The organism is Streptomyces candidus (assembly GCF_014207445.1).
GTDB lineage: Bacteria > Actinomycetota > Actinomycetes > Streptomycetales > Streptomycetaceae > Streptomyces > Streptomyces candidus.
On sequence record NZ_JACHEM010000026.1, the window covers coordinates 1 to 26,564 of the forward strand.

The following is a 26,564-nucleotide window of genomic DNA, read 5'->3' on the forward strand; positions in this document are numbered from 1 at the left end:
CTGGGAGATACGCGACGACATCCACGAAGCCTTCCTTACCCTCGGATGCGCACTCATCTGCTGGCGACGCCTGAAGTCATTCCGATAGGAGTTCTTAGACAGGGGAGACCGGGTGCCGAGAGACGTCCACCAGCTCGTCGTGGAGCACGAATAGCACCGAGTGCGCGCCAAGCTGCAAACGACTGGGCTGGCCCCAGATCCCATGGAGCCAGCCCAGATCCTCTCCGCCCTGAGGGGCAAGGTCAGAGGTTGAACACGAAGTCGAACTCGCCGTCCTTCGCGCCCTCCAGCCACGCCTTTGCCTCAGACGGTGTGTAGACGTGGGGCAGCCGATCGGGATTCTGCGAGTCGCCGACCAGGACGTAGCCGCCCTGCACGCCGACTCGAACGCAGTTGCCACTGCCACCGCTGTGCGAGGAGACGGTCCACTCGACACTCTCGAGGTCGAAGCTGGACGGATCGGGCTTCACGACGGTCACTTTTGGAGCTCCTTGATCTTGTTCTCTAGGCGTATGTATGTCTCGTCGGGCTTGAGTGCCCGCTGCCACATTCCGGTGAAAGCATCGGTGTAGAGACGCACGCTTGCCTCAGTGTCGACGTACACCGAGTGGGTCATGGTCTCTGCCCAAGCGACCTCTCGGGCGGCTTCGGGGAAGTGCATGACGACAAACGGGCCCGCCATACCCGGGTGGAACCCGATCTTGGGCAGAAGCCGAATTTCCTGTTTCGGCTTCTCGCACTCCTGAAGCAGGCGCCGGATCTGGATGAGATCGCACGCTGCGTCGTTGACCGCTTCGAGGTTGATGAGAGCGCGGAAGGACGCCATGGCCCACTCGTCGACTTGCCGTTGTCGCTCCATGCGAACATCGACGAGAACCTTGACTTCCCTCGGGCTCAGGTCCGGTCGCATACCCGTGATCACGGCGTTCGCGTACTCCTCCGTCTGGAACAGGCCGGGAAGCAGATCCCTCTCGTAGTTGTCGATGGAGGACGCGCGGCGCTCCATCCGGAGGAAGCCCTCGAACTGCGTAGGACCCAGCAAGGTTGAGTTTCGGCGCCAGGAGGCTGGTCGGCGAGGACGGCCGGCGGGCGTCGTGTCCACACTGAGCAAATCAAGCACGTGCTGGCGCGCTTGCGGCTCGGCGCCGTACACGTCGAGCAGCGCTTCGACGAGCTCGCTCGGAAGCCGTTTCCTTTTGCCGTTCTCGATGTTGCTGAGCGTGGAGATGTTGGTCTTGACGCCGTGTTCCTGCAGCAGGAGGTCGACGGCGGCGCGCTGGGTCAGGTCGCGGCGCTCCCGCAACTCCTCCAGCCGGCTGCCCACCTCGCGATGGGTGAGTGACCACGGGGCACTGCCTGCGTCCGACATGACGTCAGTGTGGCGGGTCTGCCCAGCTCTCAACAACCGATTCTATGAAGAAATTTTCTAGTTTCTGTTGCGCAGGACACAGAGGGAGGAGCATCCTGACCGGGGTCACGATCTGTGTTGTTGGCGTCGCGCCGTGTGGGATGTGTGTGTCCGCTCCACCGTGAGAGCCGCGCTCCGTCGCTGTTCGAGGAGGGCCGTGTTGATGCCCCACCCCAGTCTGTTCCACGTCCTGCTCGTGGAGCGCCGGTGGGACCAATGGAGCGCATTCTGCCTGCAGTTCGAGCGAGTCGCCCGTGATCTGGCGCGAGAGCTGGGCAGGCCAAAGCTGGCCAGTGTCACGGTGTCGCGCAAGAGCTTCCACCGGTGGGCGAAAGGCGACTGGTACGGACGGCCCTGGCCCGACACCGCTCTGATCCTCGAGCACCTCTTCGAGGTCCCGGCAGCCGACCTGTTCAGCTCGGCACCGGATCCTGCGTCGGCAAGCACTTCCCCGTCCAAGGGCGGGGCTCTGCACGCCTCCGTGCTGGTCGCAGAGCAGTGGCCTACGACTCGGTTCTTCATGGGGCCCGGCGAAGCAGTCGGCGGGTGGGAGTTGGCCGGTCGGCAGGCGCTGGACGGCACGACAGCGGCTGTCGCCTTCCGCGCCGCCACTGGTGCAGGTTGCCAGGCCCACTTGGACGCCGGCGACGCGGGAGCGTTGGAGGAGTTTCTCCGCCCGGCCCGTCGCGGCTTTCTCATCGGCGTAGACGACCGGCAGCCCGCGCAACTGTTCGTTGCGACGCCGCGATTGCCCGCCGTGACCGGGCGGCATCGGCCGGCCAAGGTGCGTCACCCCTGCCGAGAGCTCACTTACTGGACGACCTCACGTACGGCTTGGTGTGGTCTCTCGTCCAGTTGGACGACGGACTCCTGGCCGATGACTTCGCTCTTGAGCAGGAGCAGAAGGTGCTGGAGACATACCTCGATCTTCCGAGATCGGCCCCCAGCCGCAGGACAGTTCCTGACCTCACGAAGGCGGGCGCCCAGTGGCTCGGATCCACCTACTGCGCCCGCCACATCATGCGGCGGCTGGACGGCCTGACGGATCCCCCGGCGTTCTGGACCCGGGAGCAGACGGGCGAGCAGGCCGCCGCGTGGCTGTGGCTCAGGCACAAGGCTGACTACCTCAAGGCGATTTCGGCGCGCTATGCCGGCTCGGCCCCGCTCTCCCGCGCCTTCTGCATTCCCGAGTCCGAGGTGAGCCGCAGCGGCAGGTACGAGCGGATCCTTCTGCTGCTGACGATCGCTCTGATGGAACTGCACGGCGTCCGCGTGGATGTGCTGTCCGATCCCGAGTACTCCCACGTCGACGGCTTCGTCCTCGTCCCCGGGCAGCGAGCCGTAGTGGCCAACTGGGCGCGGACAGACGAGGAGATCTGGGCTGTCGACACCGTCACACGGCGGCCGGCTCTGCGGGAGTACAGCGAGGCCCTTGGGGAAGCGCGGGAGCACAGCGTGATGCGGGGCCCCGACCCGGAAGCCCGGCTTCGCTCCATGGCCGGATACCTGGACATCGACTGGGTGTGGCTGGTCGAGAGGTCCCGTGAAATGAGCGAATACGGAACGGCGAGCATCGTCCGCCCCCGCAGCCGACACCTGACCGCGGAATCCCTCGACGAAGTATTCGCTTTCCTAGCCTCTCTAGCCCCGGACCGCTGAAAAGTTCGAAGCCGTTCCCGCACTCCTTGATCCGCTTCTTCGAAAGGCAGCTCTCATGGACCCCAGCCCTCGGGCCCAGCTCCCCTCCGCTCTGGTTCTCTCCCTGGGCGGCACCATCGCAATGGCGGCCCCGGGAGCAGGACACGGCGGCGTGGCGCCCCGGTTGACCGCCGAGGACCTCGTCGCCGCGGTTCCGGAGCTCGCCGAGGAAGCCGAGCTGGAGCTGCGGGACTTCCGGAAGATCCCCGGAGCGTGGCTGGAGATTGACGACATCGCCGCTGTTGCCGAGCTGCTCAACAAGCAGGCTGCGGCGGGTACGACCGGATTCGTGATCACCCAGGGGACCGACACCCTGGAGGAGGTCGCCTACCTTCTCGACCTGCTGTACGAGGGGGCAGCGCCCGTCGTCGTCACCGGCGCTATGCGCAACGCGCAGATGGCCGGGGCGGACGGGCCAGCCAACCTCCTCGCCGCTGTGCGTACCGCGGTCAGTCCCCAGGCACGTGACATGGGAGTCCTCGTCGCTCTCGCCGACGAACTGCACGCCGCTCGGCACGTCCAGAAGGTCCACAGCACCAGTCCCTCGGCCTTCTGCTCCCCGGGGGCAGGTCCGATCGGATACCTGGTCGAAGGCCGGCCGCGGTTCCACTTCACCCTCCAGCGCCAGCCGCACATCGAGCTCCCCCTGACCCGCCCTGCTTCCGTCGAGGTGATCGAAGCCACGCTCGGAAGCGAAGGCGCCTTCCTCGACGCGGCAGGCTCCCTGGACGGCTTGGTCGTCGCGGCCTTCGGTGCCGGCCACGTCCCCCGGGCCTGGGCGCCGCGGCTGGGCGACCTGGCTTCCCGTGTTCCTGTCGTCCTCACCTCACGCACAGGGGCGGGAAGCGTCCTTACCCACACTTACGACTTCGGCCCGGGCTCCGAAACCGACCTCCTGGGCCGTGGCCTGATCAACGGCGGTCGACTGGAGCCGCGCAAGGCTCGGCTGCTGCTCCTGGCACTGCTGCGCTCCGGCGCCGATCAGACCATGGTCCAGGCCGCTTTCGCGGCGCACCGCTGACCTACGCAACTCACGATCGGATCATCATGCGCGCCACCGAGATCACCGTCGGCCGGAAGTTCGCCGCCGTCTTCGAGCACGGCGAGGACTTCTTCGAGGCCCTGGACCGCTTCTGCCGCGAGACCGACGTCCGGGCGGGCCACCTCACCTTCATCGGCGGTTTCAGCCACGCCCGGCTGGTAGGAACCTGCGAGCCCTTGGAACACCCCGAGCGCCCTCTGTGGGATGAGATCGAAGTCGAGACCCTGGAGGTCCTCGGGAGCGGAACCCTCGCCTGGGACCCCGACGAGGAACGTGTCACGCCGCACATACATGTCTCCGCAGGGCTCAAGGCGGACTCCGCCGACGGACGCACCAGCCATCTGCAAGGCGGGACCGTTCAGTTCCTTGCCGAGGTCGTCATCGAAGAGTGGATTACCCCGGAGGTGACCCGGCCGCGCGACCCCGGTATGCACGACGTGCCTCTGCTCACGTTCGGCCGGACGGACTGAAGGCACCGGCTGGCGCGGCCAGCGCGCCGGGATCTGCCAGCAGAGCACGCGCATTCATCCGGAGCCCATCTGAAGGGGACGGCAGGTGAACACCACAACACGTTTCGCCCTCCTGGTGCAGGAACGGCGCTGGGACTCGTACGAGGTTTTCTGTATCCGCTTCGCCGACGCGGCCGCTCGAGCGGCCGAGAAGGAGAACAACCCCCGGCTCGCACGCACCGACATCGCCCGCAGCACCTACGCCCGCTGGATGGGACGTAAGGGCGCGATCACAAGCATCCCCCGCCGTGATGCCGCCCTCGTCCTTCGGCACATGTTCAACATGTCGCCCAAGCGGCTCTTCGAACCGATCGATGCCGGCGCCTGGAGCCCGGGCCCCCTCAATACCTCCCCTGCCGCGCCTGCGGACACCCTCGGGTTCGACGACCCCTTGACCATCGTGAGCCAGACACACAAGCTGACCAGCTCCAACACCGATGACCCCATCCTCGGCATGGTGAGGGGAACAATCGCCAGCATCGTGGCCCGGTACGAAACGCTTGGACCCCAGCATCTGGCAGGGGAGGCCAGGATCATCCGCGAGACGCTGCACGGCATCCTTGTCGGCCACCAACCACCCCGTACGAGGACGGAACTCTTCCGGCTTGCATCACAAGCCTCGGGACTTCTCGGATACATGGCCGTCAACGCCGGCGCCCGCTTCGAGGTGGTCGACGCGTACTGCACGGAAGCGGAGACCTTGGCCCGGGAGGTCGGCGAGGTGTCGATGGAGATGTGGGCGAACGGCACCCGCTCGCTCGGCTTGTACTACCAAAAGCGTTACGCCGAGGCGGATGACGCCGCCTCGGCCGGCATCGCCCTCGCCCCCGGTCACCCACAGGCCATCAGGTTGCTGGTCAACGGCCGATCGCGGGCACTCGCTCGCCTCGGCGATCGAGCAGGGGCTGAGACAGCCATCGGGCACGCCCTTGAACTCTCAGACCGCCAGACATCACTCCCCGACGGCCTGACCTCGTGCATCAGCTTCGAGCCCTACTCCATGGCGCGCTCCCTCGCCAACGCCATCACCACTCGCCTCTCCCTCGGGGACACCGCGGAGGTCCTGGCCCACGCCGACCAGATCGAAGAGCTGGTCGAGCATTCACAGTCTGAGTGGAGCCGTGCCCTGGTCGGGCTGGATGTGGCATCCGCGCTGCTGAAGCAGGGCTCGCCCGAGATCGAGCACGCCATGGCGCGAGGCCGTCGCGCGCTGAGATCCGGTACCGGCCGGCCGATCAAATCCGTCTGGGAGAGGGCGGTCGAGTTGTACCAGAACGCCGAGCGGTGGCACGACGAAGCCGAGGTAGGGGACTATGCCGAGGAACTGCGGACGTGGCAGTCACAGCCGCAGGTCGGACTGATCGCCGTCGGCTCGCCGTCGCGGATCGCACCCTGACCCTCCGAGGAGCCCTGTGTCACCCGAGCTGGACACCGATCCCAGCGCCTTTCCCAGCGCGCCGCCTGCGAGCCTTGATGATCCCGAAGTGATCATCGAGCACGATTGGCGCGCGTTCCAGAGCGTCGAGCGCACGGCCGATCACTGGGACCGGCCGGGGTGGTCGGAGCAGCAGCGCTCGTACTACTGGATGCACACGTTTCCGGACCCCGGCGAGTTGCTGCAGCGGACGGAACACTGTCAACGAGCCCTGCAGCATCTGGGCATGGATCCTGTCCCCGCGGACGGTCTACACGTGACCGTGCTGCGCGTGGGCGCAGTCGACCAGGTATCGACCGCGCAGGTGGAGCACCTCCTGGACTTGACGCAGCAGCTACCCGTCAGCGCTTTCCACGTCCTCGCTCACCCTCTCGCCGGCTCGCGTGGCGCCGTGCGCTACAGCCTCACGCCGTGGAAACCGCTGATCCGCCTCCACGCGGCTCTCCACGCCGCAGGAAAGCAGGCAGGAGTCCCCGGCGGCCCTCCGACGGCGGCGTTCCGTCCGCATCTGGGTATCGCCTATAGCAACCAGGAGCGATCCGCGTCCGCAGTCATCGACGCCGTCGCGCCTCTGCGGTCTCTTCCTCCGGTGCCGCTGCAGTTCACAGCCGTCGATCTCGTGGAGCTGCGGCGCCAGGACAGAACCTACCGTTGGAGAACGATCCGCTCGATTCCCCTGCCCTCTGCCGCACGCTCGCGTACGCCGTTCACCTAGGAGCCGATCGCGCGTTGATGGCCAGGGTCCGGCGGTGCTGCCTCGTCACATGCCGGTGCAGGCCGCCAGCCTCTCCTTCGGCTTGGGATGCGTCTGCGCGCGGATCTGGGCGTACGCGTCGTCGAGCAGCCGCAGCTCGACAGTGGTGAGGACGGGGCCGGAGAGAGACCCGAAGCTCTCTGCCAGATGGTCTTCGCTGGTAAAGCTGATGACCGAGGCACAGTGGCCGGCGCGCTGGACGCCGGACAGCAGCGCAAGGCGGGTCAGAGTTCCTGGAGCATTGCCGAAGTGGGCGTGCAGCGATTCCAGCCCGGCGGGTACCTTCTCGGCGCCGGCCGGAGCGAGAGCGGCCCGGAGACCCAGGGCATCCGGCGCCGCGAGGATCACGCCGACCCCGTGGCGTGCCGTGAACGCGAAGAGGTCATCGCCCTCCAGCGTGAACACCGGCGTGAGGGCGTTGCACCGAGTCCAGATCACGTTCGGTCTGATCAGTCGGAAGAGGTAGAGGAACCGCTCGGCGCAGGCAGCGCGTTCGGCGGGTGTCGCGCTGGCGGGTGTGTACGGCCCCCGCATACCGATGGCCTTGATGGCGCCGACTTCCCGCAGGGTGTGCATCTGATCGATTGCGGGGCCCAGATAGCGGTCTTGAGGACCGAAGTCCCACGACTCCAGGGTGTAGAGGTCCAGCTCCTCGACGTAGAGGTTCTCCAGGGTCTGCTGCAGCTGGTGGTGGATGTGCCGGTCGGCGTAGGCGTGCGGCGCGGAGCCTCGGACCTTCCCGACCTTGCTGCTGGTCAGGAAGGTCCGATTCGGATACTCCCGCAGCAGGCGCCCAAGCATTCGCTCGGCCCGCCCGGCTCCGTAGGAGTCGGCCGTGTCCAGGAGGTTGGCGCCGAGCTCCACGGCGCGGCGCAAGCCGTCGAGGAAGGGGCCGTCGTCCTCCTCGCGGGTGTGGCTCCCCAGCAGCTCCACGGCGCCGAGGTTGACGCCCAAAGGGTGAACTGCGAGGCCCTGTCCCAGATGACGACTCGTGAAGTCCAAGTCGGTCATCAGCGAGATCCTTCCCGCGTCAGCACAGCGATGACGATCTTTCCGTTCGCGGTTTCCTCGACCGACCAGGTGTCGGCGAGGTTCTGGATGATGAACAGCCCACGTCCGTTTGTGGCCACGGTGTCCGGCTTCACGGACGAGTTGCACGGGTGCGAGGGAAGGGCGTTGGTGTCATGGCCCAGGTCGATGACGCCCAGTGCCGTGCCGAGCTCGTAGACCTCGATCCTTATGAGGACCGCGCCAGGGCTGTGCTTGACGGCGTTGGCGATGAGTTCACTGGCGATCAGCATGGCGTCGTCGACCTGTCCCTCGTCGGCGTCGTCCAGGAAGCTGGTGAGCGCAACGCGTGCGGAGCGTTGCGGGGCCGGAAGTCCGGCAAGCTCGACATCGCAGTGGTCTAGCAAATTTCCGAGGCTCTGGTCGTGGACCAGCTCGGCGGTAGTCGGAGGCAACCTCGTCTCCTCATGATCGAGACGCCCTGCGGAGCGGCCGGAATCGACCCACCTCCACCGTGGCGGAACACCGCAGGCATCGGTACGCCAAACCGCGGCCACTTCTGTGTCACTTCGCCCTCTGCCCATCGCTCCACCGCACCCTCCACGGTGGGTAAAACGCACCAAACCGACCCTGATGTGTGCTCGCGCCTCGGGTGAAGTGGCCCAGAAGTGGCCGCGGTTTGGCGTACCGCTGTCCCCCCGGTTCCGTCACCGTTGAGTGAAGCCAGCGACCGCGGTCCCGGAGCCACCGGATTGCGGACCGCTGCTTGGACGGTCAGCTCTTCCCGGGGCGTCGTCCAGATCGGTGCCGCGCACGCCTGACAACTGCGGGACCCGTCCTTGTTCTGGTGCCGCGCCGGCCTCCCCCGCTACGGCGCGGCACCGGTACCCCTCTCACGATTCGTCCGACAGCGGTCTTCTTCTCTGGAGAGCAGTTCACATGAACTTACGGAGTCAGCACCTGTGGCAGGTCGCGATCGGCGAGCCACCAGGCGCGCTCCCCCGAGCCCACGACACTGTGCGCGTGGGCCTGGGTCTGGGGCTGCCCTCGATCGACGCCCTCGTGGCCGATGGCACGGGCGTCGGCCCGCTGATGTACTGCCTCGGCCACCAGAGGCTGCTGGTGCCGGTGGAGGCCGGCACGTTCCACCGGTGGAGGGCTGCCCACTCCGACTGCGTGCCCTCCGCCAGGACCGGGCGGTGCGTATCCGATGGATACAGCGGCCGCAGCTGTATGGGCCTGTGGGTGACCCGGCCGGAGGCGCTCGCTGTCTCCACCACCCCGGCAGCTGCGCTGCACGAGGCGCTCAGCCGGACCAGGGACCGCATGCGCGCGCCGCACAGCACACCCGTCCCGCAGCGCCGGGAAGTCTGCCGTGCCTAGTCCTTGCCAGACACGCCTCCGACGGGTCTGGCACCCCACCCCGCCGAGGCTGCGGTGACCAGCACCGGACTGATCATCATCGGTCTGATTGTCGGAGCCATGGCCGTCCTCGTCTTCCGAGGACAGAAAGCGAGCCGGCCGCCCCAGCCGGGCACCGACACGCGGTCATCTATGCCACGCGACCAGCCCTGAACCCCTCGGCCACATCACACAAGGACCATCATGCTTGACCTCCTCCCGCCGCCTACCGAAGTGCCCCAGCCACCTGCCCGGATCGTGCTGGGCGTCTACCTGCGCGGTCTGCGTGAAGCTAAGGGCATCACGCTGCAGGACGCAGCCTGCGTAGCGGGGGTATCGGCCTCGGCTGTCAGCCGGTGGGAGCGTGCCGAGTCCCCCATCCCACTCGACGCGCTGAGGACCCTGCTGCGCCACTTCGGCGTGACGGGGAAACACGCTGACTACCTGGCACTGCACCTGCCACCGAAGAACTACATCCGCCACGAGCGCGAGGAAGAAAGCTTCGCCCGACGCGCCCCGCACGATCACTGGGCGGACGTGGCGGGATCCGAAGCCGCGGCCCGCTGCATCGCGGTGATGCGCAGGGCGAGCACCCTCGTCGAGTTCTGCATGCTGGTCCCCGCCGGGCTGCGGACCCCCGCCTACCAAGCCGTGGTGCTTGACCCCGCAGACGGCCTGGACCCGGATGAGCCGGTACTCGGACTGCCGCGGTGGGTGCACCGCATCGAATGGGCTGGAGGGCAGCAGCGGACCGTCCTGCTGGACGAGACCGTGCTTGCCCGGCCAATCGGCGGCCCCGAGGTGGCAGCTGGCCAGCTCCGTCATCTGGCCGACCTCATGAGAGCTGAGACCCCGGACGGCCAAGGGCTGATCATCCGCATCCTGCCGATGGACCAGGCCCTGTTCATCCACACGGTCACCTCCCCCGCCGAAGTGACCGTCCACGGCCACCGCCTGGTGATGACTCGGGGCTTCTTCCCCGGCTACGAGACCGGCTCCGGCGCCGCGCACATCATGAGCGCCGGACTGCGCGAGGCCGTATCCGCCGCGTACAGCCGCGAGAAGACGTACGACCTGATCGTGGCCTCGGCACAGGCGATGGAACAGAGGGCTGCGTCGTGACCGCAGCCCGGCTGCTTGCCTTCCTCCTCGGACCGCCGGCCGGCACTCCCATGACCCGGCTCCTCATCCTTGACCAGGAGGCCTTCGACTGTCGTGCACGAAGCGCGCGGCGCGCCGACGGCGGGAACGAGGGAATCCGTCGCACCGCCTGCGCGCGACACAGCGCGGAGATGCCAGCGTGAACCGGGCCACGATCCCTTCGGACTATGTCGAGCGGCGGTGGTCGCCCGGGTGCAGGACTGCCTGGACGGCGGCACCGTCCCCCGTAGCAACACGACCCTTGCGGTGCTCCTCGGCCCGTGGAGCTTGCTGAGAGACCGCGAGCTTGTGACCACCGCCACCTGGCAGCCTCCCGGCGCCGCCTTCAGCCAACCGCCTTACGTGCACAGCTGGCTTGACCACTCACTCCCCCTACGCCGCACTCGCCCCGACCGGAGAACGGACCACATGACCCCCCAGCTCAAGAGCGCTCGCCCGCTCATCGAGGACCACGCCCTCATCGGCGACATGCAGACCGCTGCTCTGGTTGCCCGCGACGGCAGCATCAACTGGCTGTGCCTGCCCCGCTTCGACTCCGCCGCCACGTTCGCCGGACTACTCGGAACGGACAAACACGGGTCCTGGCGAATCGGCCCCGCCACTCCCGCGGGCGCGCCCGCTCCCTGCGCGGACCGCCGCCGGTACCGGGGAGAGACGCTCGTCGTCGAGACCGAGTGGGACACGGCCACCGGCGCGGTCCGCGTCTTGGACTTCATGCCACCCCGGGAGGGGCACGCCCCGCAGGTGATCCGCATCGTCGAGGGCGTCAGCGGCACGGTGGAGATGCAATCGAGGCTGTCCCCGCGCTTCGGCTATGGCAAACGGTTGCCGTGGATCCACGACACAGGCGGGCGAACGGCAGCGGTGTCCGGGCCAGACGCGCTCTGGCTCGACACGTCCGTGCCCGGCACGAAGAAGGACGCGATCGTGCATCACGCATTCACCGTCAGGGCCGGCGAATGCGTCGCCTTCACATTGAGCTGGCAGCCCTCCCACGCCCCGGCCCCCGAGGCCCCCGACGCCGAATTGGCCCTCGCCTTGACGACCTCCTTCTGGGAGGAGTGGGTCGAGCATCTGGTCTACGACGGCCCGCGCCACGAGGCTGTCACCCGCTCCCTGATCACGCTGAAGGCGCTCACGCACGCCCCGACCGGCGGAATCGTCGCCGCCCCCACCGCATCTCTGCCCGAAGAACTCGGCGGAGTGCGCAACTGGGACTACCGCTACGTCTGGCTGCGGGACGCTGCGGCCACCTTGTCCGCCCTGGTGCGGAACGGCTACATCGACGAGGCCGTGAGTTGGCGGCAGTGGCTGCTGCGCACCTTCGGCGGCGATCCGCAGAATCTGCAGATCATGTACCGCTTGGACGGGCGCCGGGACATGCCGGAGCGAGAGCTGGGATGGCTGCCTGGATACGAGGGGTCCCGGCCGGTCCGTGTCGGCAATGAGGCCGTGGACCAGCTCCAGTTGGACGTGCCCGGCGAGGTCATCGAGACGCTCGCTCTGGCTCACGCGCACGGCGTCGCGCGGTGCGAAAGCACGGAGGGGCTGATCCTGAAGCTCGTCGACTACGTCCGCGAGCACTGGCGCAAGCCCGACGACGGGATCTGGGAGGTCCGCGGCGGCCGCCGCCACTTCACCCACTCCAAGATCATGTGCTGGGTCGCGGCCGACCGCGTCGTACGCCTCGTCGAACAGGGCGTGCTCGATGCCGATCTGCGCGAGCTGGTGAGCCTGCGCGACGAGATCCACGCCGAGGTGTGCGAGCGGGCCTACGACGCAACCCGCAACACCTTCACGCAGGCCTACGGCTCTACCGAACTGGACGCCTCGCTTCTGCTGCTGCCACATACCGGTTTCCTGCCGGCCGACGATCCGCGGGTAGTCGGCACGGTGGACGCCGTCCGCCGGGAACTGGCCCCCGACGGGGTCCTGGTCCACCGTTACCAGACGGACGGCCCGAACGTGGGAAGGGACGGGCTCCCTGGTGGCGAGGGCGCGTTCGTGCTGTGCTCCTTCTGGCTGGTCGACGCGCTCGCGCTCACCGGCAGGCTGACCGAGGCCGAGAGGCTGTTCGAGCAGCTGCTGTCGCTGCGCAGCGACTTGGGCTTGCTCGCCGAGGAGTACGACCCGGTGGCCAGGCGGCAGTTGGGGAACTTCCCGCAGGCGTATTCGATGCTCGGTCTCGCGAACAGCGCCGTCCTGTTGAGCGATCTGCGGAAGGCCGCGGCCGTGCCGGTGATGGCCGCGTGAACCGACTGACGGACATCCTCTACGTGCACTTCCGGCCGGTGCGCTCCGCCCGGCCCGCCGAGCGCCGTCCGACAGCCGCGTCCGGCCGCGGCCGCGCTGCTACCTCCTGCCGTCTGCAGTCGACCCCCACGTATGAGGACACCCCATGCTCGATCCACAGATGACCGCAACTGCCCTGCTCAGCGTCGGTCTCTTCGCCACGTCGGCGGGTCTCATCGTGCAAACCCGCACCAAGCGGGCCCTCGTCGCCCGGGGCGAATCGCTGGAGAAGCAGCGTGATGCCGCCACGAAGCGTGCCGCGCACCTGGAGGCGGAAGAGCGGCACTTCGCCGAGGTGACGATGCCCGCCCTGGTGGACGTCCTGGCTCGCGGGCACCGCGGTGTGCCGGTCCCAGGCCTGTACCAGGAGGAGCTCGCCGGCTCCGCTGTCGACCTGTCGCATCAGGCTGTCCGACGGCTGCTGCAGGAGGCCGTGCGCGTCACGCGCGAGCAGATCGGGCGCGCGGCACGCGCCTCGGTACGCGACACCATCGACGAGGCCCAAACCCGTCTGCACCGCTGTCAGATGGGTGTCATCCAGGAGATGGAGCGGCATCCGGACAGCACCGCCTATCACCAGAGCCTGATGAATTTCGACCGCCTGGTCACCCAGGCGCTGCACACCCTCCAGCGCACGCGGATCCTGACCGGTTCGTGGCCCGGTCTGCAGCGGGCGGACTGCACGATGCGGGAGGTCGTGGAGTCCGCCCGGGGCAGGATCATGAACGACTACCTGCGGGTGACCTACACCTATGAGCCGGGCACCGGAGAGACCTGGCTGGAGGGGCGGGTCGTCGAGCCGGTCACCGTCGCGCTCACCGAGCTGCTGTCGAATGCTGCCGCGTACTCGGAGGGCAAGGTGTTCGTCGAGGTGCAGGCCTTCCAGACCGGGTACGGCATTGTCGTCGACGACGGCGGGCTGTCGATGAATGCCTTCCAGCGCGAGGAAGCTGCCCGGCAGCTGGCGCAGCGCGAGGTGCTGGACATCGCGACCGTGCAGGACACCGGTCGGCTCGGCTTCGCGGTCATCGGCCGTCTGGCCTCCGAATACGGCTTTGCCGCCGACGTCACCAGCACCTCCCCCTACGGCGGCGTGCGGGCCGTACTGCGCATCCCTCGGGCGCTGTTCGGGCACGGCCCGACCGCCGAGGACGTGCAGGCCGAGCGGCAGGCGGCCCAGGCGGCCCTCACCGCCGAAACGGCTTTCACCTCAGCATCCAGCGAGCCCGCCGCGGACGGCTACCCCGCATCCGGCACCGGCAGTGGCGGGCTGCCGAAGCGGCGCCGGCACGCCCCCCGCGCCGCGGTGGCTGCCGCAGACAGTGGGCCCGCGCCCCTGGACGACCCTGACACGTTCTTGGCTGGCTTCGCCAGCCTGGGGCGAACAATCCATGCCGCCGAGACGCACGGCACCGAAGGAGACCTCCATGGCTGAGCAGCAGCCGACCGCCGACACCCACGACATGACCTGGGTGCTCACCCGCCTCACCAGGGAGAAGGACGTCCTGCACGCTGTCCTCTTCACCACCGACGGCCTGGTGCTTGCGCACTCTGAGGATCTGCACCGCGATGTCGCCGACCGCACGGCCGCGGGCTCCTCGCCGCTCTTCTCTCTGGGCCGCAGCTTCGCCGAGTTCACGCAGACATCACCGAACTTGCCGCCCCGCAGAATCATCATCGATCTTCCCGACGGGTGCGTGCTCGTCTTCGGCGCCGGACACAACACGGCGCTCGCTGTCGCGGTCGCCGCGGAGATGACGGACCCTGCGGTGGCGGTCGCTTCCGCGGCGACCATCAAGGTCATCAAGGGGCTGGCCCCCGCCTTGTCTGCGCGCAGCCGGTCCAGGACGTCGTGACCTCCCGCGGACGGCGGCGCGCCGGGATGGTGCGGCCCTACACCCCCACTGGGGGCAGGGCCGCGCCCACCCGGCGCACCCTGGATCTGGCCACGCTCCTAATCGCCAGTCCGGACAAGCCCCTGGCCGGGCTGGATGCCCATTCCCACCGGTTGATGCTGCACTGCTTGCCCGGTGTGCTGTCGGTGGCCGAAGTCAGCGCCGACCTGCAGCTCCCGGCCGCGGTGACCAAAGTCCTCGTCGCCAGTCTCGTCGACAGCGGTCACCTCCACAGCCGCAACCCCGTACCCGCCGCTCAGCAGCACGACCATCAACTGCTGGAGAGGATTCTCGATGCGCTCCACAAGATCTGAGGGTCAATACCTGGCGCCCGGGATCGCTCAGTCCGTGAAGATCCTCGTGCTTGGGCCGTTCGCCGTGGGCAAGACCACCTTCGTCGGTGCGGTGTCCGAGATCAAGCCAACCTCTACCGAGGAACGCCTGACCAGAGCCGGTGAGACCGTCGACACCCTGCGCGGGCTGACGGACAAGACCACCACCACGGTCGCGCTCGACTTCGGCCGGCTCACCCTCACCGACGACATCGTGCTCTACCTGTTCGGCGGCCCCGGCCAGCCCCGGTTCAGCTTCATGATCGACGAGCTGATGTGCGGCGCCTTGGGCGGCGTGGTCCTGGTCGACACGGCGAGGTTCACCGAATCCTGGGACGCGATGGAGCGCCTGGAGGAAGCCGGCCTGCCCTACGTGGTCGCGGTCAACACCTTCGCCGCATCTCCCCACTACGGCGAAGCCGAACTGCGCCAGGCCCTGGACCTCCACCCGTCCACCCCGCTGGTCATGTGCGACGTGCGGCACAGGGAGTCGGCCAAGCAGCCGCTGATAGCGCTCGTCTCCCATCTGCTGTCCCGCCCCAGCCTGGAGCCCGCCTCATGACCACTCCTCCCCCGCTCACCGCCTCCGGCTGCCCGATGCTGCACGGCGCCGCCTTCGCCGCCCGTCCGGACGCCGTCTACGAGCAGCTGCGCTCCCAGGGCCCAGTCGGCTGGGCGGAGATCGCCCCGAACGTGTACGCGCTGATCGTCACCCAGCACCGGGCCGCCGTCACCCTCCTCAACGACCCCCAGACCTACTCCAAGGACTCCCGTTTGTGGGCGGCCCTGAACAGCGGTCAGGTTCCCCAGGACAGTCCGGTACTCGGCATGATGAGCTGGCGACCCTCCGTCCTGTACACCGACGGCGATGAGCACGCCCGCCTGCGCTGGGCCATGGACGACTGCATCGCCCGGATCGACCCCCACCAGCTCCGCGAGATCACCCGCCGCAGCGCGCTGACACTGATCGCACGCGTCATCGGCGCCGGCCGGGCCGACCTCATGAGCGACTTCGCCGACGTGGTCCCCATGCTCGTCTTCGCCGAACTCCTGGGCTGTCCTCCCGAGATGACCAGCCGGATGGTGACTGCCTGCCAAGACCTCATCAGTGCCGGCCCCGAAGCGGCCCGGGGTGCAGAGGACTTCGCGGGCCTGCTCTTCGAGCTCATCCAGATGCGACGCCAGCGGCCCGGGCAGGACCTCACCTCCTGGATGATCAACCATGCCGCGAAGCTGAGCGACGAAGAGGCACTCAACCAGCTCTTCTGCGCCGTCGGTGCAGGAGTCATCCCCGTCGCCGCCTGCACGGCCTGGACCCTGCACCTGCTGCTGCGCGACGACGCGTACGCCGGCAGCCTCGCCGCCGGCACCCTCACCGTGCGACGGGCTCTGGAGAAAGCGTTGTGGGAGCGCGCGCCGATGGCGAACTTCTCCGTCCACTTCGCCCGCCACGACACCCAACTCCAGGGCGCGCCCGTACCGGGTCATGTCCCGGTGCTGATCTCCCACGCGGCGGCGAACACCGACCCGTCGCTGCCGCACCTCGGCTACGACAGCCGGGCTCACCTCGCCTGGTCGGCCGGTCCGCACCGCTGCCCGGCCATCTCCCAGGCCACCACGATCGTGCAGACCGCTGTCGAGACGATCCTCGACCAGCTCTGGGACATGGCGCTGAGCGACGAGAGCGCTGATCCCCCGCTGCGTCACGGCCCCTTCCACCAGTGCCCGCAGTCGATGCCCGTCTCCTTCCCTCCCAAGTCGCACGACCGTCTTCCCGCAACCGCTCTCGCAGGAGGTTCCTCGTGACCAGCAACCCCGCCCCCATCCCGGCCGTCACCCTCGACAGCAGCGGCGGCCGCCGTTTGTTCGCTCAGGCTGAAGAGCTCCGCGCGGCCGGCCCGGCTGTCCAGGTCCGCCTGCCGGACGACGTGATGGCCTGGTCGGTCGTCCGCGGGGACGTCGCCAAACGGCTCCTGACCCACCCGCACGTGTCCAAGGACGCCCGGAGGACGTGGCCCTCCCACACCCCGGGGTCCATACCGTGGCTGTACGCCTGGGTCGACGTCGTCTCGATGTTCACCTCCGACGGCGACGACCACAAACGCCTGCGCCAGCTGGTCAGCCGCGCTTTCACTCCCGGCCGAGTCGAGGCGATGCGTCCGGTCCTTAAGGCCATCGTCACCGACCTCCTGGACGGCCTGGCCGGCCAGGACCGCAGCGTGCCTCTCGACCTGCGTGCCCACTTCTCCTACCGGGTACCCACCCGGCTGATCTGCGACCTCTTCGGCGTCCCGGCCGACCAGCGCCCCGAGATGCTCCGCGTCATCGACTCCGTCCTGACCACCGACGTCACCGCACAGGAAGCCGAAGCCACCAAGCGCGACCTCGGCCAGGCCATGCAGATGCTCGTCGATGTCAAGCGGACCGCCCCGGGAGAGGACATGACCAGCCTGTTGCTGGCCGCCCACGAAGAGGACGGCGACCGGCTCAGCCATACCGAGCTCATCTCGACTTTGATCCTGATGATCGGCGCCGGCAGCGAAACCGCCGTCGCCCTCATCAACGCCGCAGTACGCGAGCTCCTCACGCACCCGGACCAGCTGGCGACCGTGCTGGCCGACCCCGCACGCTGGCGCGACGTCATCGAGGAAGCCCTGCGGCTGCACCCGCCGATCATGCACCTCCCACTGCGCTACGCCACCACGGACATCGACCTCGGCGAGGGCGTCACTATCCGGGAAGGCGACGCCATCCTGATCGGCTTCGGCGCCCACGGCCGCGACCCGGGCATCCACGACGACCCCGCGGCCTTCCGCATCGACCGGGCCGACAAGGACCACATGGCCTTCGGCCACGGCGTCCATTACTGCCTGGGCGCCCCGCTGGCCAGGCTCGAAGCCGAGGTCGCACTGCCGGCCCTGTTCGACCGGTTCCCCCAGATCGCTCTGGCCGCCAACTCCGAGGACCTCAAGCCGCAGCGGTCCTTCATCGGCAACGACGTCGCCGCCCTGCCCGTCGTGCTGGAGGCCACGCCGTAGGAACGGGCACCGATCGCATCCCGGGTGGGACGGCCCGCTTGCCGACCCACCCGGCGAACCCCGTACCCCGTCCTCCCACCACACCAGCCGCCCTCCTCCGACCGGGACTTCAGATGGCCACCGCCCTACCGATCACACTCCTCACCGAGCCGCAGAGGCGCGTCGCCGCGCCCCTGGTCTACGGCATGTCCAACGAAGCCATCGCCGCCCAGCTCCACCTGTCGGTGAGCGGCGTCGCCAGTCAGCTCAAGGTGGTGCGCAAGAAGGTGCACCGCACGGGCTGCTCACGGGCCGTCCTCGTCCACACTCTGATTACCGCCAGGCAGGTCGCCCCGCCCGCGTGCCAGCGCCCGGCACCGGACTTCACCGATATCGAGCGGACGCTGCTGCACGCACTCGCGGAGCACTCCCTGAGCGAGGAGATCGGGAACACCATCGAAGTCAGCGCCTCCGACGTGCGAGCCGAGATCGACGCCCTCCTGAGCAAGGCCTGCGCCGACAACGCCGCCCACCTGGTAGGCCTGGCGCACACCTGGGAGATCCTCGGTGACAGCTCGCACGCGCAGCCCCCAGCGACGGCCGGGCGGGCGGCCCGATGAGCACCACGAGCACCGCCGTCGAGTGCGACCGCCCCCGGCCTCCGTGGAAGGGTCCCGCCGAGACGGCCTACGAGATGCTGCCCATCGACTCCGATGCCGCACACGCGGCAGTGGCCGCGCTGGCGGAAGACCGCGTGCACCTGCTCGCCAGCCAAGGCGTCACCGTCTCCGCCAGCCGCGCCACGGCACTTCTTCGCGAACCCGGCGCCCTGGGACTGTACGAGGACGGCCTCCTGGTCGGCTGTCTCGTCCTGCGCACCGGCCCCGACGTGCGGCATTGGGCCGCCGACGGCCACGACGCGGGACTTCTCGTCGCCCTCGATCCGGCCACCGTCGGCACGACCCAGGTCGGACGGCTGCTCACCCTGTGGCTCGCCGACCACGCGGCCCGGAAGCAGCTGTCATGGGTCTGGTGCGAAGTCCCCTCCCCGTCCGGCTCCACGGCCGGGACGAGCCAGTGGCTGCTCACGTATCTGTGCGACCTGGGGTGGGAAGCGCGGTACCCGGCCGTCCGGAGCCCCGCCGGCGGCCGGGTTGTCCGTTTGCGGCTGCGCGCCGAGGCCAGGGCTGCGATGGCCGCAGCGATCTCCGGCCCGCACACCGGCGCAACCGCGGCGGTGAGCGCGCCGTGAGCACACCCGCCCCTGCCAACCCGATCCGAGAAGGACTCCTCATGACGCCCGCGCGCCGCGCATCCTTTGGTCCCAGGGAGCCCTACCTCGCCCTGCCGGACTGGGTGCCGCCGGACGGTGGCCTGCGCACCTGGCAGTGCGGTGAGCACTTCGACGCCCTACGGATCCCGGCCCAGAGCGCGCCGCCGCTGATCGCCGCGCTGCAGGCGGCCGGGGGCCGAGGGCCGGTCCTGGCCGACCCTTACAGCGGCAGCTGGCACATCCTCCTCGACCCGGGCTCCGGAACCTCTGACCGGTGGGCGCTGAACGGGATGCGCCTGCTGCGGCGCGGGACCCGCCTCACCGTGCCGGCCGCCAACGTCACCGGGGGCGCGAGCCGCCGCTCGTCGACACCCTCGACTCCGTCGACCTGCGAACCGGCGGCGACAACCCCCTCCTGCGACGCGGCTACGCCCGCGCGTTGCAGATGCTCGCCGACCCCACCTGCCCGGTGCGCGGTGTGGTCGCGGTCAGCCGGACCGCGATCACCTCCGTCGACCGGCTCTACCAGGACCAGCTGACCTGATACGCCGACCGCCACGCCGGGCTGTGGCTCGTACGCAGCGAAACCCAGCTCTGACCCCCTACCGGACACAACGACGAGGTATCTGGCGATGACCGAGCAGGCCCCCGGGACTCCGCTCCCGCCCGCGGTGGTGACCAACACCGTCGGCGGGGACGCCGCCCTGCACACCAGCGTGCAGGCGGGCACGGTCGGCGCCGTCCATTTCCACCAGCCACGCCACGAACCCCCGGTGCCACGGCAGTTGCGACCGGTGGCTCCCGCGTGGACCGACCGGGAGCGGGAACAGGCCCAGCTCACCCGGTGGATCGAGACCCAGCCCGAGTACGCCGTGCCCATCGCCGTGCTGACCGGCCCCGTCGGCATCGGCAAGACCGCGCTGGCCGAACGACTCCTCCACGGGTTGTCCGCCCGCTACCCGGGCGGACAGCTCCATGTCGATCTGCGCGGACAGTCCCCGAACGGTCCCGCCCGCCCGGGGGAGGTCCTCGGCCGGATGCTGCGCTCCATCCTGCCGGGCCCGTTGCCCGCCGGGGCCGAGGAGCTCGCGGCCTGGTGGCGCTCCGCCTCGGCCGCCCGGCCTCCGATGTGCCTGCTGCTGGACGGGGTCTCCCACGCCGACCAGATCCACCATCTTCTGCCGGGCGGCAGCGGGCACCTCGTCGTCGCGACCAGCCGCATCCCGCTGCCTGAACTCGCCCGCCACGGCGCTGCCACCCTCGCCTTGAGCCCCTTCGACCACGCGGCCGCCCGCTCCTACCTGACGCGCTGCCTGGGACCTGACCGCGTGCAGCAGGAGACGGAGGCCGTCACCGAACTGACCGGGCTCACCGCCGGTCTGCCCCTCGCGCTCGCCCTCAGCATCACCCAGCTCGCCCGGCACCCGGACCGGCCGCTCAGCGCCGCCGTGCGCGCCCTGAGCGAACGCCGCCGCTGGACCGCGAGCACCAGCCCCGCTCCCGACCTCCCCGGAGCAATCGTGACCTCTGCTCTCGACACCGCGTACGCAGACCTCTCCCGCCCCGCCGCCCGCCTGTACCGCAAGCTCGCCCAACTGCCGGTGGAGAGCATCGACGGCTCCCTCGCGGCCGCCGTCGCGCTGTTCACCCCCGCCGAAGCGGCCGACCTCCTCCAGGAAGTCTCCGCCTGCGGCCTCCTGGTCCAGGACGGCGACCATCCCGTACGGGGCCCTGTCTGGCGCTACTCCAGTGCCGCTCTCGCCCACGCCCGGCACCACGCCACGCTGGAGCATCTGGACGGAGCGGAGACCGAGGCCCGTCGGCGGGCGGCCGACTGGTACCTGGCCGCGGCCACCGCGGCCGAGCGACTGCTGACACCCAGCCACCGCCAACTCGACCGGACCTACGTCTACCCCGCCGAGCACCCGCTCGCATTCCCGGACCGCGCGGCTGCCCATTCCTGGCTCGACGCGCAGTCCGCCAACCTCCTGGCCATGATCCGTAGCGCGCACGCGGCCGGCTCGTACGGAACGGTGTGGCAGCTCGTCCACGCCATGTGGCCCTGGTGGCGCGCCGCCAGGATGTACGACGCCTGGATCGAGGCGCACCGCCTCGGCCTGGAAGCTGCCCGCCTCTACAACAACGACCTCGCCGTGCAGGAGATGGCCAACACCCTCGGCATCGGCCTGCGCGGAGCCCGCGCCTTCGACGAAGCGAGCCGGTGCTTCACCGACGTCCTGGCCAGCGCCCGCGAGCGCGGCGACGCGCGGGGCGAGGCGCAGGCGCTCCACGAACTGGGCGCCACCGCATACGAGAACGGTCGGTCCGAGGAGGCCGTGGGGTATCTGGAGCAGGCCCGGACTCTGCGCGAGCGCAGGGAAGACCGCCGCGGAGACGCCCTCACCGGCATCCTCCTCGGGCAGGTCCATCTCAACCGCAGCGATGCCGCAGCGGCCGTCGAGGTCCTCACCGCCGCCCGAGCCGCCCTCGTCGAGGTCGACGATCCGCACGACGCGGCCCGGGCCCTGGCCTGGCTCGGCCGGGCGTACTCCATGGCCGGACGCCACGACGAAGCCCGGCAGGCCGGCGCGACGGCGCAGCAGGAGTTCGCGCAGACGGGGTCTCGTCCGTGGATGGCCCGGAGCCTGGAACTCCTGGGAGAAAGCGTCGCAGCGGCAGGCCACGAGGAAGAAGCTCGAGATTTCTTCGCCCGCGCACTGGCGTCGTACGAGCGGCTGAGCACCACGGACGCCGCACGCGTCCGCGCTCGACTGACCTGACACACGACCCGTTGCACGGATGGCTGACGGCCTCCGCGCCTCCCCTTCCCTCTCCCGGAGGATCCTCTGTGACCACGGCATCCGAGACCCGCAGTGCGCTGGGACAACGTCTGATGAGGCTGACTGACGACGACGCGAACCGGGGCGCCTGCAGCAGCGAAACGGCCCCGGCCCCGCCTGCAACACCACCCAGCCGTTCCCGGCTCCGGTCGGCCCTGGCTCGGGCCCACTGCGCGCCACAGCATCGTCATCCCACCGACGAGCAGCGTGAACGAAGCCTCCTGCGCCTCCGGGCCATCGTCGAGCCCTGGCTCCCGCTGGCCCAGGCTCGCCTCGCCCAGGCCGAAGGGTCACCGTCGGACCACGCACGCTGGAAGGCACTCGTAGCAGGCGTGCAGCCCCTTGTTGCCGCCGGGCCACCACCGACTCTCATGGCCTTGACCGACAGCGCTGTCGGTCTCCTCCAGGCCCTGAACAAGGCTGAGGCGGAGGGGCCTGGCGTCCAGGAGATTGCCGACCATGTACGGGCAGCGATCCGAGGCGGCGTCCTGCTGCCCGGCACGAAGTTGGGAGTAGGCCGGATCGCCTCCGACCTCGGCTGTTCTCGCTCCGTAGAGTCTCGGGCGGAGTTCGCGTTCCAGGATTTGCGGGCCGAAGGGCTGCTCAATTTCCGCGGCAGCATGTGGTGGGTCACCGAGCCCACCGATCAGCCCACCCAGATCGCCGGGATGATCCGCACCTTCATCCAGACCGGCGCCTACCCGCCGGGCAGCAGTCTTCCCGTAACCGTCGATCTTGCGCGTGCGCTCGTCGTCTCCACGATGAACCTGGGCGCTGCGTGGCACATCCTGCGCGACGAGGGAACGGTTGTCAGCCGGACCGGATTTGGCCCAGTGGTCTCCCCCGTGCCGCCGTTCCCCCTTGAGACACCGCTCGATCCTGACGCTCTGGCGACCCGGCTGCGCTCCTTGTCCGTGGGCAACGCGGATGTCAATGCTCATGCCATCAAGGAGAGCTGCGCTCAGGCACGGACCTGGTGGAGGACCCGAACATCTCCTCCCCCGGCGGCCCTGGAGCAGACATACGGCCACCTGATCACCGCTGTTCTGCACCTGCTTCGGTCGAACCCGGACACCCCTGAGGCGCACGTCCGACTGCGTCGCACCGCAGCCTTGGCCCTCGACCCGAACAGCGTCACCTCCAGCCGACTGTGGCGCACCGCCTGTATCGCGGTGGTCGTCGGCGAGCTCCTGAACCGGGGCCCCGCGTGAACCCGCGGCCGGGGCCGACCCATTCCGGTACGCCCGGCAAGCACGTTATTCGAAACTCAATTCCCGTACCCGGCAGGGTGAATGACCACACCCATGGCCGCGTACGCCACCTCAGTGGCGCCCGGGGACCGAGCTGCGGGCACCCCGCCCGGAAGTACGCGAACATCAGCCTTTTCGAGGAGCAGCGGCTGCGCCAACGGCTGGAGGCCGCTGGGGGCCATCCCTGCAGTGCCAGGACGGCCTGTCAGTGTTCCGCCTTCGTCCATGGCCTACTGGTAGGTCCAGTTCTGGCCGGTCCCGCGGTACTCCTCTACAGGGATCGGTTGCATGCCCGGTCGCATGCGCTCGCGGTACAGCACGCCGCCCAGGTGGTCGACCTCGTGGTGGACGAGCCGGGACAAGCCGTGGGTGAACCGCGACAGGTGGGTGGAGCCGTCGAGGCTGCTGTGAGCGACGACGATGCTCAGCGGGCGAGGCACGAGTCCTCGCACGTCGAAGAAGCTGAGGCAGCCTTCGTACTGTTCGTCCTCCTCCTCGGAGGCCTCGGCGACGTGGGCGTTCAGCAGCACGATGGGCTCTGTCCCGGCATCGGGTGGGAAGACGACGGCGGCGGAGCGGTCGATCCCGATCTGGGGGGCGGCGATGCCCATGCCCTTGCCGAACGTGTGAAGTTGGCGGACGCGGCCGACTGCGTCCATCAGCGAGGTGATGACCTCCTGGGCCTCTTCAGCTTCGGTGGGCAGGTCGAAGGGGCGGGCGGCGCGGGTGAGGACGGGGTCGCCGTCCTGGACGATGCCGGCGTTGGTCATGGCCTGGCTCGCGGACAGGGTGCTCACGGGGTTGTTCTCTTTCTCGTCGGCTGCGTTCTTCAGGCGCCATTCGAGGCGGAAGCGGGCGTGCAGGGGCGGGTCCAAGGTGGCCCAGGAGAAGACGCTGTGCTTGCCTCGTTCCGTGCGCTGTGGGGGTGTGCGCAGTGGGGCGAAGTCGGCGCTCATGGAAGTCTCGGTTCCCCAGACGGACGGCTCGCTGTCTCGGGGGAAGGACAGTTCCACAGTCAGACGCCGGGTGGGCAGTCGCACCGCGCGCTGGAACCAGGGTCCCCATTTCTCGGCGCCGACGCAGTACGAGTAGGAGATCTCGGCTTCCTGGCCGGGGTAGAGAGGGAAGCGGCTCGTGGGGTTCTGGAACTGGAGCCACACCTCCTTGAACGCGTCCCGGTCGTGTTTGACGGTCCAGCCCATCGGCTCGTCCGCGCAATGCGCCGTGAGCTGGAGCTCTTCCCAGGTCAGAGGGTTGCGGCGGTAGAGGGCGTTGGACCGTTCCGGTTCGGAGGGGTATCGGTCGACGGCGATTCGTACGAGGTAGCGGGTGACGGGCTCGGTGCCGTTGTTGTGCAGGAGCCTGCGCATGCTGAGGTGGAAGCGTCCGTCGTCGTAGCGGAGCGCCGCCTCGTCCTCCAGGACCAGCAGGCCGGTGCCGGACGGCGGATCGCTGTGCTCGGCCGCCTGCGGGGAGACGTCGGTGCGCTGCCATGCCCGCCACAGTGCTCCGCCGGCGTCGAGTTCTGTGTCCGCCCGGCGGGCGAGCTGGGAGCTGCCGTGTTCCCGGCCGGCTTCAAGGTGGCTCACGTACGAGGGGTCGATGTTCAGGCGCTGGGCGAGTGCTGCCTTCGACAGGCCCCGCACGCTGCGCCAGTGCGTGAGTTCCGCAGCGAACGTCGCTCGCTCCTCCCTCTCCAAGGTGGCTTTCCTCTCCGGGAGTTGCTGACGATCGTGAGTGAGCGCTCCTCATGGTCGCCTCATCCTGCCCGGTTGAAGCCCAATGGTGCTAGGCAGCGGCCCAGGCGAACCTGCAGGACGGCGTGCTCGTCATCCTCCGACCGTTGCCGCAGCGACCTCACCCGAGGTTCACGTTTCGTGTCACCGCGAGGGGTGCCGGTGATGGTGATCACCCGCTTGGTTCTGCCAGCCAGCAGGACGCGCCGTTCCGCCGAGGGACAGAGGCCCACATGAGCCCGAACACTACCTACTGGATGAACTACGCCATCAGCGTCGCAGAAAGGGCTCCAACCCAAGGTCGGCGAGTCGGCGTCGCTCTCGTTTCCGAACACAATGAGTTGCTCTGCTCCGCCTTCGAGGGCGAAGCGGCCGGCGGATCCTGGTATCGCACTCTGCGGAGCAAGATTCAGGAACTCGGAACGCCCAGCGTTCATAGCGCCTATCTGACGATCAACACCTTGTCAGCAGACGGCTCGTTCGAGCTCGGCGCGCTCTTGAAGGAAGTTCGCATTGACAGGGTCTACGTCGGTCTGCCGGACCCTGCGCTGACGACGTACCTCGACGAGGATCCCGTCACTGCACGAGGCCATGTCCACCGCTTCTCCGACGATTTGCAGCGTCAGATTCTTCAGCAGAACTACGACTTCTACGCAGCGAGCGAGCAAAGGATCGACTGCAACCCCCACTACTCCACACACCGCATCAGTGAAGCCGTCTCCACCCGGCTGGCGTCGAGGGGGTTCGCCCTCACCAGGAGTGATGTCACCGCGAACAGGGGTAGGTTCGCGCTCGCTTCTCTCCTTCGCCAGAGGTATGGGATCGAGCCTGAAGAGGCTGATCGCGCCGTAGGCGCCGCACTGTCCGAAGCGTTCGATGCGAAGTACGGCGCCTATGACCACGCGTACGACGCTCGCGCCGCAAACGCGAGGTGGATGGACGACTTCATGTCGGTCTACAGGCAGTCGTCCACACATTCGCTGCCTAGCGTCAACATCCTCAATGTCGGTGTCGGGGCTGGCCACGAAGCGGCCGCCCTGTTTTCTGGTTGCCCGCGAATAACATTTGTTGACATCGCGGAAAGCGGCCTTGCAAACATAAGCCGCCGTATTCCCGCATCCAGAACGGTCGTCTCCAGCGCCGAAGACCTGTCCGCGCTACCGGAAAGCAGTTACGATCTTTACGTCTCCTTGAGGACGTACAACTCCTCGTTCTTCGACACGTCCGCGGCAGCCTCAGAAGCCCGCAGGGTATTGAAGCCCGAGGCGGTGATTGTCGTCTCCGTAGCCAACGGATTCTTATATACTCAGCGGGGCTGCGTCGTGCCAGGATTGATCATCCCCGGTACCGAGTTCGTCGACCTCTACCGCGGAATGGACACGGCCGATCTGATTGGCGCGGAGTTCGAAAGTGCCGGGTTCAAAGACATTCGAATGCGCCCGACAAGCACCGAGATCTATCTGTCGGCTGTCGCCGCCTGACGCTTTCCCCAGTCGGCCACGTCCGGGGACGT

The 26,564-nt window shown here is 68.6% G+C and carries 25 protein-coding genes; 20 read left to right on the plus strand and 5 right to left on the minus strand.

The genetic code is table 11. The annotated features are described in order from the left end of the window. Positions 1-242 precede the first annotated feature (242 nt). Positions 243-479, minus strand: a complete 237-nt coding sequence (locus tag HNQ79_RS30275) for a DUF397 domain-containing protein (RefSeq protein ID WP_185036184.1) — start codon at positions 477-479, stop codon at positions 243-245. Then, positions 476-1,369, minus strand: coding sequence for a helix-turn-helix domain-containing protein (locus HNQ79_RS30280; RefSeq protein WP_185036185.1), 894 nt, complete (start codon positions 1,367-1,369; stop codon positions 476-478). Before HNQ79_RS30280 ends, HNQ79_RS30275 begins: the two co-directional genes overlap by 4 nt. 876 nt (positions 1,370-2,245) lie before the next feature. Here HNQ79_RS30280 and HNQ79_RS34210 point away from each other — a divergent pair. The 5 genes from HNQ79_RS34210 (at position 2,246) to HNQ79_RS30305 (ending at position 6,807) form a co-directional block, all read left to right on the plus strand. Next, positions 2,246-3,067, plus strand: coding sequence for a hypothetical protein (locus HNQ79_RS34210; RefSeq protein ID WP_229923781.1), 822 nt, complete (start codon positions 2,246-2,248; stop codon positions 3,065-3,067). A 55-nt stretch (positions 3,068-3,122) separates the two neighbouring features. Next, positions 3,123-4,127: an asparaginase gene (locus tag HNQ79_RS30290; RefSeq protein WP_185036186.1), complete on the plus strand. Its 1,005-nt coding sequence runs from the start codon at positions 3,123-3,125 to the stop codon at positions 4,125-4,127. 26 nt (positions 4,128-4,153) lie between these two features. Continuing rightward, a complete protein-coding gene (locus HNQ79_RS30295) occupies positions 4,154-4,618 on the plus strand; it encodes a PPC domain-containing DNA-binding protein (protein WP_185036187.1) in 465 nt (154 codons plus the stop codon). 85 nt (positions 4,619-4,703) lie between these two features. Next, the gene (locus HNQ79_RS30300) at positions 4,704-6,053 is read left to right on the plus strand and encodes an NsdA family TPR-like regulatory protein (RefSeq protein ID WP_185036188.1); all 1,350 of its coding nucleotides are present in this window, start codon (positions 4,704-4,706) and stop codon (positions 6,051-6,053) included. Positions 6,054-6,069: 16 nt separating this feature from the next. Continuing rightward, on the plus strand, positions 6,070-6,807 hold the full coding sequence (locus tag HNQ79_RS30305; RefSeq protein ID WP_185036189.1) for a 2'-5' RNA ligase family protein: 738 nt from the start codon (positions 6,070-6,072) through the stop codon (positions 6,805-6,807). A gap of 45 nt (positions 6,808-6,852) precedes the next feature. Here the strand turns inward: HNQ79_RS30305 and HNQ79_RS30310 are convergent, their stop codons facing one another. Next, positions 6,853-7,857 (minus strand): aldo/keto reductase, encoded by a 1,005-nt coding sequence (locus HNQ79_RS30310; RefSeq protein ID WP_185036190.1) that lies wholly within the window; start codon positions 7,855-7,857, stop codon positions 6,853-6,855. Further along, positions 7,857-8,309, minus strand: coding sequence for an ATP-binding protein (locus HNQ79_RS30315; protein WP_185036191.1), 453 nt, complete (start codon positions 8,307-8,309; stop codon positions 7,857-7,859). Before HNQ79_RS30315 ends, HNQ79_RS30310 begins: the two co-directional genes overlap by 1 nt. A gap of 568 nt (positions 8,310-8,877) precedes the next feature. On the opposite strand from HNQ79_RS30315, the gene HNQ79_RS30320 reads away from it, so the two are divergent. The 14 genes from HNQ79_RS30320 (at position 8,878) to HNQ79_RS30385 (ending at position 23,276) form a co-directional block, all read left to right on the plus strand. Then, on the plus strand, positions 8,878-9,237 hold the full coding sequence (locus HNQ79_RS30320; protein ID WP_311772324.1) for a hypothetical protein: 360 nt from the start codon (positions 8,878-8,880) through the stop codon (positions 9,235-9,237). A gap of 222 nt (positions 9,238-9,459) precedes the next feature. Continuing rightward, complete coding sequence (locus HNQ79_RS30325) at positions 9,460-10,377, plus strand: Scr1 family TA system antitoxin-like transcriptional regulator (protein WP_185036193.1); 918 nt, start codon at positions 9,460-9,462, stop codon at positions 10,375-10,377. A 447-nt stretch (positions 10,378-10,824) separates the two neighbouring features. Then, positions 10,825-12,669, plus strand: a complete 1,845-nt coding sequence (locus HNQ79_RS30330) for a glycoside hydrolase family 15 protein (protein WP_185036194.1) — start codon at positions 10,825-10,827, stop codon at positions 12,667-12,669. A gap of 160 nt (positions 12,670-12,829) precedes the next feature. Continuing rightward, a complete protein-coding gene (locus tag HNQ79_RS30335) occupies positions 12,830-14,143 on the plus strand; it encodes a histidine kinase (RefSeq protein WP_229923780.1) in 1,314 nt (437 codons plus the stop codon). Continuing rightward, a complete protein-coding gene (locus HNQ79_RS30340) occupies positions 14,136-14,564 on the plus strand; it encodes a roadblock/LC7 domain-containing protein (protein ID WP_185036196.1) in 429 nt (142 codons plus the stop codon). Before HNQ79_RS30335 ends, HNQ79_RS30340 begins: the two co-directional genes overlap by 8 nt. 26 nt (positions 14,565-14,590) lie before the next feature. Next, the gene (locus HNQ79_RS30345; RefSeq protein ID WP_185036223.1) at positions 14,591-14,917 is read left to right on the plus strand and encodes a DUF742 domain-containing protein; all 327 of its coding nucleotides are present in this window, start codon (positions 14,591-14,593) and stop codon (positions 14,915-14,917) included. Continuing rightward, positions 14,898-15,497 carry a GTP-binding protein gene (locus tag HNQ79_RS30350; protein WP_185036197.1) on the plus strand — a complete coding sequence of 200 codons (600 nt, stop codon included), beginning with the start codon at positions 14,898-14,900 and terminating at the stop codon, positions 15,495-15,497. Before HNQ79_RS30345 ends, HNQ79_RS30350 begins: the two co-directional genes overlap by 20 nt. Continuing rightward, the gene (locus HNQ79_RS30355) at positions 15,494-16,741 is read left to right on the plus strand and encodes a cytochrome P450 family protein (protein ID WP_185036198.1); all 1,248 of its coding nucleotides are present in this window, start codon (positions 15,494-15,496) and stop codon (positions 16,739-16,741) included. The genes HNQ79_RS30350 and HNQ79_RS30355 overlap by 4 nt, the downstream gene beginning before the upstream one ends. Next, positions 16,738-17,973, plus strand: a complete 1,236-nt coding sequence (locus HNQ79_RS30360) for a cytochrome P450 family protein (RefSeq protein WP_185036199.1) — start codon at positions 16,738-16,740, stop codon at positions 17,971-17,973. Before HNQ79_RS30355 ends, HNQ79_RS30360 begins: the two co-directional genes overlap by 4 nt. 113 nt (positions 17,974-18,086) lie before the next feature. Next, positions 18,087-18,572 (plus strand): helix-turn-helix domain-containing protein, encoded by a 486-nt coding sequence (locus HNQ79_RS30365; RefSeq protein WP_185036200.1) that lies wholly within the window; start codon positions 18,087-18,089, stop codon positions 18,570-18,572. Next, the gene (locus HNQ79_RS30370; RefSeq protein ID WP_185036201.1) at positions 18,569-19,204 is read left to right on the plus strand and encodes a hypothetical protein; all 636 of its coding nucleotides are present in this window, start codon (positions 18,569-18,571) and stop codon (positions 19,202-19,204) included. The genes HNQ79_RS30365 and HNQ79_RS30370 overlap by 4 nt, the downstream gene beginning before the upstream one ends. Positions 19,205-19,499: 295 nt before the next feature. Then, positions 19,500-19,769, plus strand: a complete 270-nt coding sequence (locus HNQ79_RS30375) for a hypothetical protein (RefSeq protein ID WP_185036202.1) — start codon at positions 19,500-19,502, stop codon at positions 19,767-19,769. A gap of 88 nt (positions 19,770-19,857) precedes the next feature. Further along, positions 19,858-22,005, plus strand: a complete 2,148-nt coding sequence (locus tag HNQ79_RS30380; RefSeq protein WP_185036203.1) for a tetratricopeptide repeat protein — start codon at positions 19,858-19,860, stop codon at positions 22,003-22,005. Between the two features lie 437 nt (positions 22,006-22,442). After that, positions 22,443-23,276, plus strand: a complete 834-nt coding sequence (locus HNQ79_RS30385) for a GntR family transcriptional regulator (RefSeq protein WP_185036204.1) — start codon at positions 22,443-22,445, stop codon at positions 23,274-23,276. A 269-nt stretch (positions 23,277-23,545) separates the two neighbouring features. On the opposite strand, the gene HNQ79_RS30390 is transcribed toward HNQ79_RS30385, so the two are convergent. After that, a complete protein-coding gene (locus tag HNQ79_RS30390; RefSeq protein WP_185036205.1) occupies positions 23,546-25,015 on the minus strand; it encodes a peptide deformylase in 1,470 nt (489 codons plus the stop codon). A gap of 269 nt (positions 25,016-25,284) precedes the next feature. On the opposite strand from HNQ79_RS30390, the gene HNQ79_RS30395 reads away from it, so the two are divergent. Beyond that, the gene (locus HNQ79_RS30395; RefSeq protein WP_185036206.1) at positions 25,285-26,532 is read left to right on the plus strand and encodes a class I SAM-dependent methyltransferase; all 1,248 of its coding nucleotides are present in this window, start codon (positions 25,285-25,287) and stop codon (positions 26,530-26,532) included. Positions 26,533-26,564 lie beyond the last annotated feature (32 nt).